Origin of the sequence: Shewanella sp. HN-41 (assembly GCF_000217915.1) — a bacterium.
Taxonomy (GTDB): Bacteria; Pseudomonadota; Gammaproteobacteria; order Enterobacterales; family Shewanellaceae; genus Shewanella.
Genome location: NZ_AFOZ01000027.1, coordinates 15,048 through 30,745, shown reverse-complemented (window position 1 = coordinate 30,745; position 15,698 = coordinate 15,048). Strand labels below are relative to the sequence as shown.

The window sequence follows — 15,698 nt, the reverse complement described above, 5'->3', positions numbered from 1 at the left end:
GCTTTTTTGTTGGTATGCATCCTGTTTGGCAAATGAATATCGAGCTAGATCACCATTTCTTTTTAGGCTGGAATAACATATCGATATCATCTTCCTCATTTTTAGTTCTAGGTGAACTCGGCTCAGATAATTTTTGAGCGCCCATAATCTCATCGAGTAGCAGCTTAGCTTCATCAACCTTGCGACCAATAAAGGGATCGTTTGGTGTCTGTGCTTTAATCGCATGCAAAGTGGCTAAAGCTTTAGTGACCATTTGTTTAGAAGAACCATACTGCTTCATAAAACTCGCAGCCCGGGCACGGGAAAGCATAGAATCCACATTAATTCTGAGCTGCAAACTATCGATACGGTTTTCTTCCTGAGCAAACACGCTAGGATCGACGCGGCCCTTATTGTGTTCTGCCCGTAATATCGCCTTGAGTTTTTTTAGGGTTTGCACTAATGCTAAAATCTGCTTGTCATTGTCTGGTAGCCTAAAGCTCTCAATTGGAGGCGCTTGTGGAGGACTAGACTGTAACGAGTCTATCTGATTTTTGAGATCGGCAAGGCGACGTTGAAAATCCGCCTTTTGTTGGATTGCACTGAGTGTCGTTGCAATTTCTAACGCATCTTGAACACGGCGATACAGCACCAACATAATATGGGTGCTGCAAGGTATCATGCCAGTATTTGATAATACCGTTTCCGTTTCATCGATGATGGCCCTTTGACGGGCAAACTCGATGCGACGCTCAGCCTCTGCACGTTCTTTTTGTTGTTGTATAACGTTAATTCCGATAACAAGCAGTAAAAGTGCACCGATGAGGATCAGAACCAAGGTGAATGACATAGATGTTCCATTATTTATCCAATTGAGCTAATGCTACAATAAATCAATAAACTAGCATAGTTATCTTAGCCTAGGTTATCATTTCTGTCGTATGAATCTTCAGACTTGTGTTCCATATTCCTATTTGCTTTATTTTTTACGCTATACTATAACGATTGATTATAGATGAGTGTTATTTTGCCACTCAGTGAACAATGCTGTTATGCGTATTTGAGACAAGGATAGAAGATGAAACTGCAACAACTCAGGTATATTGCCGAGGTGGTCAAACATAACCTTAATGTATCGGCAACCGCTGAAAATTTGTATACCTCTCAACCAGGGATCAGTAAACAAGTTCGCATGTTGGAAGATGAGTTGGGGATCCAAATTTTTGGTCGTAGCGGTAAACATTTGACCCATGTGACGCCTGCTGGACTGCAGGTGATTAATATTGCCAATGATATTTTAGGTAAAGTTGAAAGCATTAAAAAAGTCTCGGAAGAGTACACAAAGCCAGATCAAGGTGAGTTAAATATTGCCACCACAGATACTCAAGCTCGTTATGCTTTGCCGCATATTATTCGTCAATTTATCGATCGTTACCCCAAAGTTAACTTACATATGCACCAAGGCACTCCTTCGCAGATCAGTGAGCAAGCAGCCCGTGGGGATGCGGATTTTGCCATTGCGACCGAAGCTATGCATTTGTATTCCGATTTAATTATGTTGCCCTGTTACCACTGGAATCGCTCTGTTGTGGTGCCCAAAGATCATCCTCTTGCCTCACGCAGCCATATCAGTATCGAAGATTTAGCCCGTTTTCCACTAGTGACCTATGTATTTGGTTTTGACCGTGCCTCTGAAATCGAGAAAGCTTTCAATCGCGCGAATTTAGAGCCTAGGGTGGTATTCAGTGCGACCAGTGCCGATGTGCTAAAAACCTATGTTCGTCTAGGTTTAGGTGTAGGGGTGATAGCTTCTATGGCAATCGATCCTAATGTGGATAAAGATCTTGTGGCCATAGATGCGGGACATTTATTTGCCCACAGCACTACAAAAATTGGCTTCCGAAAGGGCAGCTTTTTACGTAGTTATATGTATGATTTTATGCAACATTTTGCGCCGCACTTGACGCGTGATGTCGTTGAAAAAGCGGTTGCTTTGCGGGATCAGCAGTTAATTGATGAGATGTTTGCTGATAAAAATCTCCCCATGCGTTAACACTGGTAGCAAGCATAAAAAATGCCGCGAATATTCGCGGCATTTTTTATGGGGCAATTAAATTTTCCCGTTCTGATAGAGGATGGCGTCCTCAGTATTAGGTCTTAAGATAAATCACCCTTATCCATTTCTAGCTGAGCGAGGGCGATAACCGCTTGGGTGCGGTTACGCACACCGAGTTTTCTAAAAATCGCCGTCGCATGGGCTTTGATGGTAGCCTCTGATACGCCAAGATCGTAGGCAATTTGCTTATTAAGCAAACCTTCGGCAAACATTTGCAGTACTTTATATTGTTGTGGGGTGAGATCCGACAGCTTATTCGCCATTTTATCGGTATCGTCATCTTCAATCGGGATAATTTCAACCCCCGCAGGTAGCCAAATATCGCCAAATAATACTGAACTCAAGGCTTCTTTCAGGGTTTCCAACGATGCAGATTTAGGAATAAAGCCACTGCTGCCGTAGTGGATTGCACGGCTTATCGTATTGATATCTTCATGGGCAGAAACCACCACCACGGGAAGATCTGGGTAATGAGCGCGTAAGTGGATCAAGGTAGAATAACCGTGGGATCCGGGCATTTGTAAGTCCAGCAGCACTAAGTCGTAACTGGTATTTTGTGTGTCTAAAACCGATTGTAATGCATCGGCACTGTCGGCTTCATACCATTGGGCATGCTCAAAGGCACTGGTGAGTGCTTGACGTAGCGCATTTCTGAACAATGGATGATCGTCTGCGATAATGATATTTAAGTTTTCTAGCTTCATGGCTTTTATGATTATGTTCGCGGCGCGTGAAGATTGAACTCAATGTAACAGAAAAGTAATAGGGGATCCTATTGCTTTATGCAGGAATAGCGACAAAATTTTTATAAGTTTCTTGTTGTTATACTTTTGTCTAGTAGTGGTTAACTATGAATGACGGCGAACTTGAGCCCAAAAACAGTCACATTTAAGGGATCAAGGGCGCTATATTGGGTGCTTAAATTCTATTCAAACGTCCAGACTTGGGTTGGGTTTCGTTGTTCGTCTACAGCAACAAAGGTAAACACGCCACGTATGGCATGTTCTCGGTGATCTTGATACATATTCTCCACGAAGATGTTCACTTCGACTTTTAAGGATGTATTGCCAACATGGATCACCCGAGCGATCAGTTCCGCTAGCGTGCCCGCGGGGATTGGCTTTTTAAAGTCAATTCGGTCAGAACTCACAGTGACTAAGGTTTTACGGCAAAAACGGGTCGCGGCGATAAAAGCAGTTTCATCCATCCATGCTAAGGCTTCGCCACCAAATAAGGTGTTGTGATGATTGGTAATTGAGGGGAAAACGGCTTTGATTACACGAGCTTCGGATTGATTGATCCTTTGCTCAATAGCGTCAGAAAACGTCGGGTGTGAAGAATCGAGCGAATTTGGCATACGGCAACCTGAGGTTATGCATTTTTAACGAGGCGCAATTATAGTGAGTTTTAATTTTGAATGATAGAAAACACCTATATCGTTAGGTTTTAAGACAAAACTAAAAGTAAAAAGGCTTCCGTTGGAAGCCTTGAGTCATACCATTAATGCGCTTATTTGCTTAACAGCTCTCGTCTATCACGGGAGGCTTTGGCGAGATCTCGCAGTAATTTTTCCGAGTCATCCCAATGTAAGCAGGCATCGGTGATGCTTTGACCGTAGCAGAGCACTTGGCCTTTGACGACTTTCTGGTTGCCTTCCTGTAGGAAACTTTCGGCCATGATACCGGCAATGGCAGTACTGCCTGCACGCATTTGCGCCATGATATCGTCGGCAACGGCTAATTGCTTAAGATGATTTTTTTCACTGTTACCGTGGCTAAAGTCCACTACTACTCGAGGGGTTACATCGACGGACTCAAGCTTTAAACGAGCCTCTTCTATATCCTGTGCGAAGTAATTAGGCTTTTTGCCGCCGCGCAATATGATATGGCCAAAGGGATTACCGTGGGTGCGATAGACTGCCATGGCGCCATCTTTATCCGGTGAATAGAATATATGGGGCACTTTTGCTGCTCGCACTGCATCGACGGCAATATTGATATTGCCATCGGTACCGTTTTTAAAACCAACGGGACAGGAGAGGGCAGAGGCCATTTCTCGGTGAACTTGGCTTTCTGTGGTGCGTGCGCCAATGGCACCCCAAGTGATTAAGTCGGCAATATATTGACCATTCACCATATCTAAAAATTCGGTGGCTATGGGTAACTTTAATTCGGTGATCTGTTGCAGCAATTCACGGGCAATGCGCAGACCTTTGTTGGGCTCGAAGCTGCCATCGAGATCGGGGTCCGATATCAAGCCTTTCCAGCCAACGATAGTACGTGGTTTCTCGAAATAAACGCGCATTAAAATGCACAAATCTTCTTTCAACTCTTGATGCAACGCCGCTAAACGGTGGGCGTAATCGAGAGCTGCCTGAGTATCATGTATCGAGCAAGGACCGATGATCACCAACAGCCGCTGATCTTCGCCCATAATAATGGCTTCAACTTCACGACGTTGTTGGACAAGGTAGTCGGCGGCTTCTTGGGTTAATGGATACTCAGATGCCAGTTGTGCAGGTGAGATGACTTTAGCTAATAGAGAAGTACGTAATTCGTCTGTTTTAATGGTCATTCAAAATACCGAGCTTGCGTGCGGCGCTTTTCGCCAGATTGCCACGGATTATAACGAATCGAGCCGAGTTGCACAGTGCCAATTGTGCTAATTGTTGGCATCTGTGCAATGAATTTGATTTAACTTAGACCTATTTAGCCTAAATTTGCTCCTGTGAATTAAATCCTTTAAGGTCTGTTGCTTTAGAACATATGGCGCTCTAGCCCAGTCACATCTAAAATCTTAGTCGCAATCTCTTCGACCGAGTGATTGGTGGTGTCTATATAGGGAATACGTTCACGTTTAAACATCATTTCCACTTCTTTGACCTCTAAGCGGCATTGTTTGAGCGACGAGTAACGGCTATTTTCCATTCGACTTTGGCGAATTTCATGCAATCGCACGGGATCAATCGTTAAACCAAACAATTTTTTCTTATTACGTTTAAGGGCTTCGTGCAACTTAAGATCATCCATATCATCTTCGGTAAACGGATAGTTCGCCGCTTTAATCCCAAACTGCATCGATAAATACAGACTAGAAGGGGTCTTGCCACAACGAGATACACCTAACAGGATTAAATCCGCTTGATCCATATGTTTCATGGTCTGGCCGTCATCGTTATCCATCGCAAAATTAATGGCATCAATACGCGCTTCATAACCATGATTGGCTTTTCCGTGGGTGCGATGTAACACGGGAGAAGCACTCACGCCTAAATGTTGTTCGAGTGGGGCCACAAAAGTATTTAAAAAATCATAATCTAAGCCTTCACTCGAGTAGATAATGTCGCGAATTTCAGGTTTGACGATCGAATGGAACACTAATGGCCGTTCACCTGTTGTAATAAAACAATCATTAATTTGTCGTTTAACTTGCTCTGCTTTCGTTAATGTTTCAACAAAAGGAATTGTAAGTGATTCAAATTCTAGTGGAAATTGCGAGAGTACTGCATGTCCAAAAACCTCAGCTGTGATCGCTGTCCCATCGGAAATGTAGAATACTTTTGGCGCCATACTGACCTCTTGTAGTAATAAAATTACAAATAAAATTATAGATTTACGCTTCTTCGGCAGGAGTGTAAAATGCCGCTGCCCTCGTGTGAAGGGGCCACTGAAATAAACTTGCGGAGATAGAACTGTGCAGCAATACGTACTCTGGTATCAGGAATTAGGCATGGGTGACGTCAACTTAGTTGGCGGTAAAAATGCTTCTCTTGGCGAGATGATCAGCAATCTGGCCAATGCCGGTGTTCAAGTACCTGGCGGATTTGCGACTACTTCTTATGCGTTCAATGAGTTCCTTGAACAAAGTGGAGTAAACCAGAAGATTTACGACATTCTAGCCACACTGGATGTAGATGATGTCAATGCACTAGCACAAGTAGGTGCACAGATCAGACAATGGGTTATTGACACCCCATTCCAACCAGCTTTAGAGCAAGCCATTCGTGAAGCTTACGATAAACTTGCCGCTGAAACTAGCGATGCGTCATTTGCAGTGCGTTCTTCTGCTACCGCAGAAGATATGCCAGATGCCTCTTTTGCTGGTCAGCAAGAAACCTTCTTAAACGTGAAAGGATTTGATTCAGTACTCGTGGCTATCAAGCACGTGTTCGCGTCACTCTTTAACGACCGTGCTATTTCATACCGTGTTCACCAAGGTTACGAACACCACGGTGTTGCCCTGTCTGCCGGCGTACAACGCATGGTTCGTTCAGACAAAGCGGCATCAGGCGTGATGTTCACTATGGACACTGAATCAGGCAACAACGATGTGGTGTTTATCACTTCATCTTTCGGTCTGGGTGAAATGGTCGTTCAAGGTGCGGTAAACCCTGACGAATTCTATGTTCACAAACCGATTTTATCTCAAGGTCATAAGGCTGTTGTTCGCCGTAATATCGGTAGCAAGCTCATCCAAATGGTGTATTCAGATGATGCTGCTCACGGCAAACAAGTGAAAATTGAAGACGTTGCTGCAGAAAAACGTCGTCAATTCTCAATCAACGACGCCGAAGTGATGGAATTGGCTAAACAAGCCATGGTTATCGAAAAACACTACGGTCGTCCAATGGACATCGAGTGGGCGAAAGACGGTAATGATGGCAAACTTTACATCGTTCAAGCACGTCCAGAAACGGTCCGTAGCCGTGAAGACGTACAATTAATTGAACGTTACCACCTAAAGAGCCGTGGCACGGTGATCTCTGAAGGTCGTGCTATCGGTCATAAAGTCGGTTCAGGTGTGGCTAAGGTATTAACCTCTATCGCGGATATGGATCAAATCCAACCCGGCGATGTGTTAGTGACCGACATGACTGACCCTGATTGGGAACCCATCATGAAGCGCGCTAGCGCCATCGTGACTAACCGTGGCGGTCGTACCTGTCACGCGGCAATTATCGCCCGTGAATTAGGTGTACCAGCAGTGGTAGGTTGTGGTGATGTGACTGACCGTATCAAAAATGGCCAGTTAGTGACGGTTTCTTGCGCCGAAGGCGACACAGGCTTCATCTATGAAGGTAAACAAGAGTTTGAAGTGATTTCAAACCGCGTTGATGCACTGCCTGCATTACCGATGAAAATCATGATGAACGTGGGTAACCCAGATCGCGCCTTCGACTTTGCCCGTTTACCAAACGAAGGTGTCGGTTTAGCGCGCTTAGAGTTCATTATCAACCGCATGATCGGGATCCACCCTAAAGCACTGCTTGAATTCAACCAACAAGACGCCGCTCTGCAAACTGAAATTAACGAGATGATCGCAGGTTATGAATCACCCGTTGAGTTCTACATTGCCCGTCTGGTTGAAGGTATTGCCTCTATCGGTTCTGCTTTCTATCCGAAGAAAGTGATCGTACGTATGTCAGACTTTAAGTCTAACGAATACGCAAACTTGGTTGGCGGTGACCGTTACGAGCCAGAAGAAGAGAACCCAATGCTGGGCTTCCGCGGTGCAAGCCGCTACATCTCTGAATCGTTCCGTGACTGTTTTGCCTTAGAGTGTGAAGCAATCAAACGCGTTCGTAACGAAATGGGTCTGAAAAACGTCGAAGTGATGATCCCGTTCGTTCGTACTGTAAAAGAAGCCGAGCAAGTGATCGGTCTGCTCAAAGAGCAAGGTTTAGAGCGCGGTAAAGATGGTTTACGCGTCATTATGATGTGTGAAGTGCCTTCAAACGCGCTGTTAGCGGATCAATTCCTTGAGCATTTCGATGGTTTCTCTATCGGTTCTAACGACTTAACCCAGCTAACGCTCGGCTTAGACCGCGACTCAGGCATTATTAGTCATCTGTTCGATGAGCGTAATGAAGCGGTTAAGATCCTGCTGTCTATGGCGATTAAATCGGCTAAGGCTAAGGGCGCTTATATCGGTATCTGTGGTCAAGGTCCTTCAGACCACGCCGATTTCGCGGCTTGGTTAGTTGAACAAGGTATCGATACCGTGTCTCTTAACCCTGATACTGTTATTGATACATGGTTATATTTGGCCGAAGCCCACGGGTGATCTAGGCTGTAATTTTATAAAGATGTTAAAAAAGCCGCTTTGAGCGGCTTTTTTTTTGTTTATAATGGCCCCATAACGATAATTGACAGAAGCCATCCATGTTACCCCTGCTATCACATCAACAAACATTAGAGCCAGTGTATTTGGCATACCTTGATGCACTCGAGCAAAGCGAGTATTCCGGTGATATCGACAAGCGATACAGTGCACGGCTAGTGCAAGCGACCGATAACTCTGTCTATCAATTTTTACCTCAAGCAGTGCTCTATCCTAAAAATCAAAAGGATATTCAAATAGCTTTGGCGCTCGCGGCTAAAGATATCTTCCGTGAGGTGACTTTTAGCGCCCGGGGTGGCGGTACTGGCACGAATGGTCAGTCCTTGACCCACGGCCTGATCCTAGATGTGTCGCGCTATATGAACCGTGTGCTTGAAGTGAATGTAGAGCAGGGGTGGGTGAAGGTTGAAGCTGGGGTGATTAAAGATGCACTCAATGATGCGTTGCGCCCACACGGCTACTTTTTCAGTCCCGATTTATCCACCTCTAACCGTGCGACCATTGGCGGTATGATCAATACCGATGCCTCGGGAGCGGGCTCACTCGTCTATGGTAAGACATCCGATCATGTACTGGCATTACGCAGTGTATTGATTGATGGTAGTGTGCTGGATACGCATCCCCTAGACGCTGGACTACTGTGTAATCCCGATCATGTGAGTGATAATCCGCTGGGGCAAAAACTGATTTCGGCCATCGCCGCTGTTTGCCGCGAGAAGCGCTCGCTGATTGAACAACAGTTCCCTAAACTCAATCGTTTTTTAACCGGATACGATCTAAAAAATGTCTGGAATGATGGCTTAACCCAATTTGACTTATCGCGGATTTTAACGGGCTCAGAGGGAACTCTGGCGGTGATCACCGAAGCCAAACTGAATATTACGCCGCTGCCGACTGAACGGGCCATGGTGAATATTAAGTATGATTCTTTCCAATCGGCACTGCGCCATGCACCTTCCTTAGTGGCCGCACGGGCAACCGTTGTGGAAACCGTTGACTCAAAAGTGCTTAACCTTGCCCGCGAGGACATTGTTTGGCACTCGGTTGCCGATCTTATTCAAGAAGTACCAGGTAAAACGATTGATGGCCTCAATATGGTCGAATTTGCCGGCGATACGGTAGAGGTTGAGCAAAAGCTTGCGAGTCTTGAAGCGGTCTTGACTGAGCAGATCAGTAAAGGTGAGTGCGGCGTATTGGGTTACCAAGTGACACAAGATAAGCCGAGCATCGAAAAAATCTACGGCATGCGCAAAAAAGCCGTTGGCTTATTGGGTGCCACTAAAGGACGTCGCAAACCTATCGCCTTTGCGGAAGATACTGCGGTGCCGCCCGAAAAACTCGCCGATTATATTATGGAGTTTCGCGCAGTACTTGATGGGCATAATTTGCAATATGGCATGTTTGGCCACGTGGATGCCGGCGTGTTGCACGTTAGGCCCGCGCTCGATATGTGCGATGTGGAAGATGAGAAGTTACTTCGGGTGATTTCCGATCAAGTCGCGGCACTGACACTTAAATACGGTGGTCTGATGTGGGGGGAACACGGTAAAGGTGTGCGTGGAGAATATGGTCCCTCCGTCTTTGGCGATGAGCTTTATGCGATTCTTCAAGATATCAAAGGCTTATTTGACCCCGATAATAGACTTAACCCAGGTAAGCTGGTGGCTCCTAAGAAGGTGGGAGCCCTATGTTACGATGTTGACAGTGCAAAACGGGGTAAATTTGATCGGCAGATTCCCGTTGATGTGCGTGATGCATTCCCCGATGTGATGAATTGTAACGGCAATGGCCTGTGTTTTAACTACAGCAGTTACTCACCTATGTGCCCCTCATTTAAGGTGACGGGGGATAGAGTGCAGTCACCTAAAGGTCGCGCAGGATTGATGCGTGAATGGCTAAGACTGCTTGAAGCCGAAGGCGTGGATGTTAATGCACTCGCCAAGGCCAAACCATTAGGTATATTGCAGCGTATACAAAACACCATAAACACTAAACGTGATTATGATTATTCCCATGAGGTGATGGAATCGCTTAAGGGCTGCTTGGCCTGTAAAGCTTGCTCTGGCCAATGTCCCGTTAAAGTGGATGTGCCTAAGTTTAGGGCACAGTTCTTTAATATTTACTATCAGCGTTATCTGCGTCCCGCTAAGGATTATCTGGTTGCGGGTATCGAAGACAGCTTACCTCTGATGGCGGCAGCGCCAAGACTGACCAATTTTGCCTCACAGAATCCACTGAGCCAATGGGTAATTAAAAAAGCGATTGGCTATGTGGATGCGCCCGCATTATCAGTACCGACCTTAAAACAACGCCTCGATGGTCACGCGAGTCGAGGCTATGATCTCGCCGCACTGCAGGCCATCCCCGTCGATGAGCGCTCGAAGTTTGTATTGGTTGTTCAAGACCCCTTTAACACTTTCTACGATGCGGGTCTGGTGTATCGCTTTATCCAATTGATTGAAGCCTTAGGATTAAAGCCAGTATTGTTGCCATTTAAACCCAATGGTAAGCCGACCCATATCAAAGGTTTTTTGGATAAATTCGCTAAAACAGCGCAGTCGAGTGCTGACTTTTTAAATAAAGTGTATCAACTTGGTATGCCTATGGTGGGAATCGATCCCGCGCTGGTATTATGTTATCGAGATGAATATAAAGAGGTTTTAGGTGCTAACCGTGGCTCGTTTGAGGTTAAGCTCGCCAATGAGTGGTTGCTTAGCGTGCTAGAGAATATTCCTGCAAAATTGCCGCAGGATAAGCAATATACTTGGTTTAGCCATTGCACTGAGTCTACTGCCAAACCTAATACAGCCAACGAATGGACTAAGATTTTTGCTCATTTTGGGGCTAAGTTATCGGCGGTGAATCTTGGCTGTTGCGGTATGGCGGGAACCTATGGCCACGAGGCGGAAAACCTTGAGCGTTCTAAAGCGTTGTTTGATATGTCGTGGAAACAGACCTTAGCTAAACTTGAGCAACAACGGGTACTCGTATCGGGGTATTCCTGCCGTAGCCAAGTAAAACGCTTTGCGGGTTATAAGCCTAAACATCCATTGGAGGCATTGCTCGAACTGGTAAAAGGTTAAATTTGACTTTGCCTATGAGTATAAAAGCCGGGTTATGTCGAAACGGTTAATTGGATCCTCAGGGTAATAAGTGTCACACTAAAACCAGCCTAGAGGCTGGTTTTTTGTAAAAGGAAACGGATTATGGATAAGTTAACCAATAGCAAGCAACAAACATTAGAACAGCTTGCGCTGAATATCGTTTCTCCCACAAGTTCAATGTTGAGTGAGGGGATCCCATTATGCAGGGAGGTGGCTTTATTTAATATTCAAGTGACAGGAGACTGGCTGTATCAGGGAACCGCACTACCCATGAAATTTGCAAAGCTTTTTGCGGGCATTTTACATTGCATTGAGGATGAACATTTTTTAATTACTCCTGTGGAAAAAGTTCGAGTCACCGTTGTCGATGTTCCCTTAGTGATTGTTGATTTTGAGCGCGGTACCGATCCCGCTTATCTGCAGGTGAAGACCAGTATCGACACCGAACATCAGATCCTCGATATTAACCGGATGAAGCTGACCGACTTTGGTATTTATTTACCATTAGAGCGTGGTTTATGGGGAAAACTGAGTCGAGCTTGTTATTATAATTTTGTCAATGAATTCAACTTATCTGACTTAGAATGACCCTAAGTATAGGGATATGGATTGCAATTAGTTCGGGATATTGACTAGTTTATTATAGGTTAAGTGATAGTATTAAAAATGACACTTAGCATTGAGTCTAGGGTGTGTGTCAGGTTAGATGGGTCTAAAACCGCTGTTTTCGGAGGTGCTGTTTGAACCGTTATGAAAGCTTAGGCTATCTTGTTTCCCACTTAAATATTGAGCTGCAAAATGAGCTCGATTTACAGTTGAAACGCTATCAGCTCGACATTAAGTTGTGGCCAGTCTTGTTCGCGCTTTGGCAGGAGGAGGGGATTACTCAGACCGAGCTGTCTAAGCGTTGCGATGTGGCGAACTATACCATGACTCGTCTGCTCGACCAGTTGCAGGTACAGGGACTGATCACCCGCCATCAAGAGCTCGACAACCGCCGTGCTTTCCAGATTTTTCTCACCGATGAGGCCAAGGCGTTGGAGCAGGATCTGATCCGCGAGGCCGAGCGCGTCAATGATAAATACCTATCTAACCTCAGCGAAGATGAGCGCCAGCAGTTTATACGTTTGCTCAATAAGATAAACCGTTTACCTTCACTGTCAGAGTTGTAACATTTTCCGCTCGATAACGCTGCTCAATAATATTCCTCGCGTCATCTTATTACTTTAATTTCCATAGCAATGGTTGCTTCTCAGAGTATTGGTTTTCTACCAATGCTCTCCTGTCGTTCATCCCCGTTTTTACCCTAGCGCTACAAATTGCTACCCGAGCAATGTTGCAAAAATGTTTCACAGGACGCCATCTTGTTGCGCTGGAAGCTTGCATTTCGACATAAAACCATTGCTCGGATTTGTTTGTTGATTGAGCAATTAGAAGATCATTTTTAGGGAATATTAAATGAAACAACTTTTTGTTCGTTCATCTGCGCGCGGAGTGGGTAGCTTGTCACCAGTGAAAGATAATTTGGGTTCATTCTACCAAGGTATTTATAACTTCAGCAGTGATTCGAGCAAGCAGGGGGCGCAGGCTGTATTGATGCCTAAGCTCCATATCCCAGTCGCAATCGATAACACGCTAGTCGCTGGCCAACCAGCAGTGGTCAAATTATCAGCTGTGATGGATGGCTTAGGTAAAGTTGACTTAGCAGATGTCAGCTTGGAATACGGTTATGGCCAAGAGTGCTCGTTAGCGGCAATTTCAGTGTCCATCTACTGTCCTGTGAGCTCGAAATTTGCTGAAGGCTCATGGAAAATAGCAGATGTGAAGCAGGTCGATGGTGAGTGGGTTGCGACCATTCCAAACGATACTGCTGCGGGTAACTTCGTGCATTTACGCGTACAGATGAGTGATGGTAACAGCACGGCTAAACAGACTATGATGCGGGTTTATATGTTGAAATAAGCAATGAGAATTGTTTGAACTGTACCGCTATTGTTTAGGCAATAGCGGTTTTTTATGACTGAATGTTTAACATCGGCTTAGAAAGGGAAGAGTATGGCGAGGAGCGCTAAGCTTGAGCCAAGTAATAATCCCTGCTGCAGTATTTTTTGACCTTGAATAAGGCTATTTTTTCCTTGTTTTAAGCTGGTAATTAGTTGATTATGTTTGTAAATTCGGCAAGTAAGCTCGTCTGTTTGTGGGTCAATAAACAGCTTGAAACTGCAATTTTCACCATCGTTTAATTGAATCTTATGCACACTGTTAGGGCCAAAATTGAGCTTACGCGATACCATTTGCCCATTCACAAACACCCGTTCAATCCCAAACCAATCACTGGCCTGTAGCTCGACCGAGTCCTGATTTAACTCGTACTTAAAACTGACCATATGCAATCCCTTCATAGACAGACGAGAGATTAATTCAAGCAGAGGCATATAGGCTTTTCCACTACAGAATAGTGAATTTTACGTGGCGTTTAGGTATCTGATTGGTATTAAGGAGGAATTATTTTTGATGAGTGGGGAAGGGGAAAAGGCGAACAACAGTTGTTGGTTGTCCGCCTAAAAGCTTAATTAGACTTTTGCCGCTTGGTAAATGGCGCGGGCCATTTCATCGGCAACAGCGCCAGTAGTGCGATTCTGTTCATCGGCCTTTGCAAAAATTTTCAGTAGCGTGTTGTAGATTTCTCTGACCTTAGCCTCTGATTTTGCAGCGTCATAGTCTTTTTCAAATGACACGTTGATAATACCACCTGCGTTAATCACATAATCAGGGGCATATAAAATACCCATTTCCTTTAGTTGCTCGCCATGGCGTACTTCGGCTAATTGATTGTTGGCACAGCCAGCGACAATTTTCGCTTTCAGTTGCGGTAAGGTCGCATCGTTTAAGGTTGCACCAAGGGCGCAGGGGGCGTACACATCAACATCTTGGGAGTAGATGTCCTGCGGCGCGACGACAACGGCACCAAAATCTGTGGCAACTTTATCTAATGAGGCTTGATGAATGTCAGTCACAATCAGTTCAGCGCCTTCTTCATGCAGGTGTTTGCACAGGTAGTAACCTACATGGCCCACACCTTGAACGGCGATCTTAAGCCCTTTTAGGCTATCTAACCCTAGCTTATGTTTTACCGCGGCTTTTATCCCTAAATAGGTACCAAGGGCCGTGAACGGTGATGGATCGCCGCTCTTGCCTTCAAGACCTGCCATATAAGGGGTTTCTTCATGGGCGATCATAATATCCGCCGTGGTAGTGCCAACGTCTTCAGCTGAGTAGTAACGACCGCCGAGACTATTGATAAAGCGACCAAAGGCACGGAAGAGGGCCTCACGATCTGGTCTTTTAGGATCGGCAATAATCACAGATTTACCACCACCCATGGTGAGGCCCGCAAGTGCGTTTTTGTAGGTCATACCACGAGAAAGACGCAATACGTCGGTCAGTGCTTCATCGTCCGATTGATAGTTCCACATACGACATCCACCCACAGCGGGGCCTAAATTCGTGTTATGGATGGCGACAATGGCTCTTAAGCCACTTTCTTTATCATGACAGAATACGACCTGTTCATGTTCGTCAAAGGATACATGATTAAATACAGCCACGTGAAGTTCTCCGCTATACACAATGAAAAAGCCGATAGGACAACTCCCATCGACGGCTTGTTATATTTATTGCAGAACCATAGCATTTAGCGATACTCTCAACCATGCATAATGGCTGAATAAATAGATTATTTGTGGCAATCTAGCTTTCCACTTTACGTAAACGTAAGCTTTTGCGGTGGGAAGAGAATGGAATTGGATACAAAATCTGCGAGTAGTACGGACCGCACACTCATCCTAAGAATGAGAGCCGCGTTATAACAATAAGATAGGACGGAAGTATGACTGAACAAGCTGTCGACCAAGCTCAACCAACTTTATCTGCAGAAGAGTTGGAAAAACTGCGCCAAGAGTGGGTCAGAACTCAATTTCAAAAAGCCAATCGTTTCCTCGCTGAGAAAGGTGTTATTCCAAGTAAGGTGTTGGCCGACGAGAGCCGCTACCTTGCACCTTATATGGCCATTTGGAAAATGGAATCGAAACGCCCAACGACTAAGACATATTGGGTGATGTCAGGGGATTTACCTTCGGATTTTGTCGATGTGAAAGTTGCCGCAACGGCCCGTGATGCCGTGCGTCATTTCTCTATGATGTGGCAAATGCAGGCAGAAAACCTAGTGCGTTCGGGTGCCACCCGTGATGCGACTCAGGCCAAGTTTGCACAGTTGCTGGTATCACGTGCCGAGAGTCTATATCGTATGCATAATGACGATAAGCTGTGGAATGCCTAAGTTATATATTGGATATTGTCTGTAAGCTTTAGGATATATA

At 45.2% G+C, this 15,698-nt stretch carries 14 protein-coding genes; 7 read left to right on the top strand and 7 right to left on the bottom strand.

Annotated features, from left to right (window positions below):
- Positions 1-49 precede the first annotated feature (49 nt).
- Positions 50-829, bottom strand: a complete 780-nt coding sequence (gene zomB, locus SOHN41_RS10645) for a flagellar motor control protein ZomB (RefSeq protein ID WP_007648706.1) — start codon at positions 827-829, stop codon at positions 50-52.
- Between the two features lie 228 nt (positions 830-1,057).
- Here zomB and cysB point away from each other — a divergent pair, with 228 nt between their 5' ends.
- A complete protein-coding gene (cysB, locus tag SOHN41_RS10640; protein ID WP_007648705.1) occupies positions 1,058-2,032 on the top strand; it encodes an HTH-type transcriptional regulator CysB in 975 nt (324 codons plus the stop codon).
- A gap of 104 nt (positions 2,033-2,136) precedes the next feature.
- Here cysB and SOHN41_RS10635 read toward each other — a convergent pair whose 3' ends face one another.
- From SOHN41_RS10635 to ppsR, 4 genes are all read right to left on the bottom strand, one after another.
- On the bottom strand, positions 2,137-2,799 hold the full coding sequence (locus SOHN41_RS10635; protein ID WP_007648703.1) for a response regulator transcription factor: 663 nt from the start codon (positions 2,797-2,799) through the stop codon (positions 2,137-2,139).
- A 221-nt stretch (positions 2,800-3,020) separates the two neighbouring features.
- Positions 3,021-3,452, bottom strand: a complete 432-nt coding sequence (locus tag SOHN41_RS10630; protein ID WP_007648701.1) for an acyl-CoA thioesterase — start codon at positions 3,450-3,452, stop codon at positions 3,021-3,023.
- Between the two features lie 152 nt (positions 3,453-3,604).
- A complete protein-coding gene (locus SOHN41_RS10625) occupies positions 3,605-4,669 on the bottom strand; it encodes a 3-deoxy-7-phosphoheptulonate synthase (RefSeq protein ID WP_007648700.1) in 1,065 nt (354 codons plus the stop codon).
- A 182-nt stretch (positions 4,670-4,851) separates the two neighbouring features.
- A complete protein-coding gene (gene ppsR, locus SOHN41_RS10620) occupies positions 4,852-5,664 on the bottom strand; it encodes a posphoenolpyruvate synthetase regulatory kinase/phosphorylase PpsR (RefSeq protein ID WP_007648698.1) in 813 nt (270 codons plus the stop codon).
- Between the two features lie 124 nt (positions 5,665-5,788).
- Here ppsR and ppsA point away from each other — a divergent pair, with 124 nt between their 5' ends.
- From ppsA to SOHN41_RS10595, 5 genes are all read left to right on the top strand, one after another.
- Positions 5,789-8,158 carry a phosphoenolpyruvate synthase gene (ppsA, locus tag SOHN41_RS10615; RefSeq protein WP_007648697.1) on the top strand — a complete coding sequence of 790 codons (2,370 nt, stop codon included), beginning with the start codon at positions 5,789-5,791 and terminating at the stop codon, positions 8,156-8,158.
- 98 nt (positions 8,159-8,256) lie between these two features.
- On the top strand, positions 8,257-11,298 hold the full coding sequence (locus SOHN41_RS10610) for a D-2-hydroxyglutarate dehydrogenase YdiJ (protein WP_007648696.1): 3,042 nt from the start codon (positions 8,257-8,259) through the stop codon (positions 11,296-11,298).
- Positions 11,299-11,421: 123 nt separating this feature from the next.
- Positions 11,422-11,907 (top strand): DUF1285 domain-containing protein, encoded by a 486-nt coding sequence (locus tag SOHN41_RS10605; RefSeq protein ID WP_007648695.1) that lies wholly within the window; start codon positions 11,422-11,424, stop codon positions 11,905-11,907.
- 152 nt (positions 11,908-12,059) lie between these two features.
- A complete protein-coding gene (locus SOHN41_RS10600; RefSeq protein WP_007648693.1) occupies positions 12,060-12,491 on the top strand; it encodes a MarR family winged helix-turn-helix transcriptional regulator in 432 nt (143 codons plus the stop codon).
- 286 nt (positions 12,492-12,777) lie between these two features.
- A complete protein-coding gene (locus tag SOHN41_RS10595) occupies positions 12,778-13,281 on the top strand; it encodes a hypothetical protein (RefSeq protein WP_007648691.1) in 504 nt (167 codons plus the stop codon).
- A gap of 77 nt (positions 13,282-13,358) precedes the next feature.
- Here SOHN41_RS10595 and SOHN41_RS10590 read toward each other — a convergent pair whose 3' ends face one another.
- Positions 13,359-13,706 carry a hypothetical protein gene (locus tag SOHN41_RS10590; RefSeq protein ID WP_007648690.1) on the bottom strand — a complete coding sequence of 116 codons (348 nt, stop codon included), beginning with the start codon at positions 13,704-13,706 and terminating at the stop codon, positions 13,359-13,361.
- A 186-nt stretch (positions 13,707-13,892) separates the two neighbouring features.
- Positions 13,893-14,927, bottom strand: a complete 1,035-nt coding sequence (locus SOHN41_RS10585) for a Glu/Leu/Phe/Val dehydrogenase dimerization domain-containing protein (RefSeq protein ID WP_007648689.1) — start codon at positions 14,925-14,927, stop codon at positions 13,893-13,895.
- 281 nt (positions 14,928-15,208) lie between these two features.
- Here SOHN41_RS10585 and SOHN41_RS10580 point away from each other — a divergent pair, with 281 nt between their 5' ends.
- On the top strand, positions 15,209-15,658 hold the full coding sequence (locus SOHN41_RS10580; protein ID WP_007648688.1) for a DUF4826 family protein: 450 nt from the start codon (positions 15,209-15,211) through the stop codon (positions 15,656-15,658).
- Positions 15,659-15,698: the final 40 nt, after the last annotated feature.

Coding starts and splice junctions, on each gene's coding strand:
- zomB (WP_007648706.1), bottom strand. CDS start 829: ATGTCATTCACCTTGGTTCTGATCCTCATCGGTGCACTTTTACTGCTT.
- cysB (WP_007648705.1), top strand. CDS start 1,058: ATGAAACTGCAACAACTCAGGTATATTGCCGAGGTGGTCAAACATAAC.
- SOHN41_RS10635 (WP_007648703.1), bottom strand. CDS start 2,799: ATGAAGCTAGAAAACTTAAATATCATTATCGCAGACGATCATCCATTG.
- SOHN41_RS10630 (WP_007648701.1), bottom strand. CDS start 3,452: ATGCCAAATTCGCTCGATTCTTCACACCCGACGTTTTCTGACGCTATT.
- SOHN41_RS10625 (WP_007648700.1), bottom strand. CDS start 4,669: ATGACCATTAAAACAGACGAATTACGTACTTCTCTATTAGCTAAAGTC.
- ppsR (WP_007648698.1), bottom strand. CDS start 5,664: ATGGCGCCAAAAGTATTCTACATTTCCGATGGGACAGCGATCACAGCT.
- SOHN41_RS10610 (WP_007648696.1), top strand. CDS start 8,257: ATGTTACCCCTGCTATCACATCAACAAACATTAGAGCCAGTGTATTTG.
- SOHN41_RS10605 (WP_007648695.1), top strand. CDS start 11,422: ATGGATAAGTTAACCAATAGCAAGCAACAAACATTAGAACAGCTTGCG.
- SOHN41_RS10595 (WP_007648691.1), top strand. CDS start 12,778: ATGAAACAACTTTTTGTTCGTTCATCTGCGCGCGGAGTGGGTAGCTTG.
- SOHN41_RS10590 (WP_007648690.1), bottom strand. CDS start 13,706: ATGGTCAGTTTTAAGTACGAGTTAAATCAGGACTCGGTCGAGCTACAG.
- SOHN41_RS10580 (WP_007648688.1), top strand. CDS start 15,209: ATGACTGAACAAGCTGTCGACCAAGCTCAACCAACTTTATCTGCAGAA.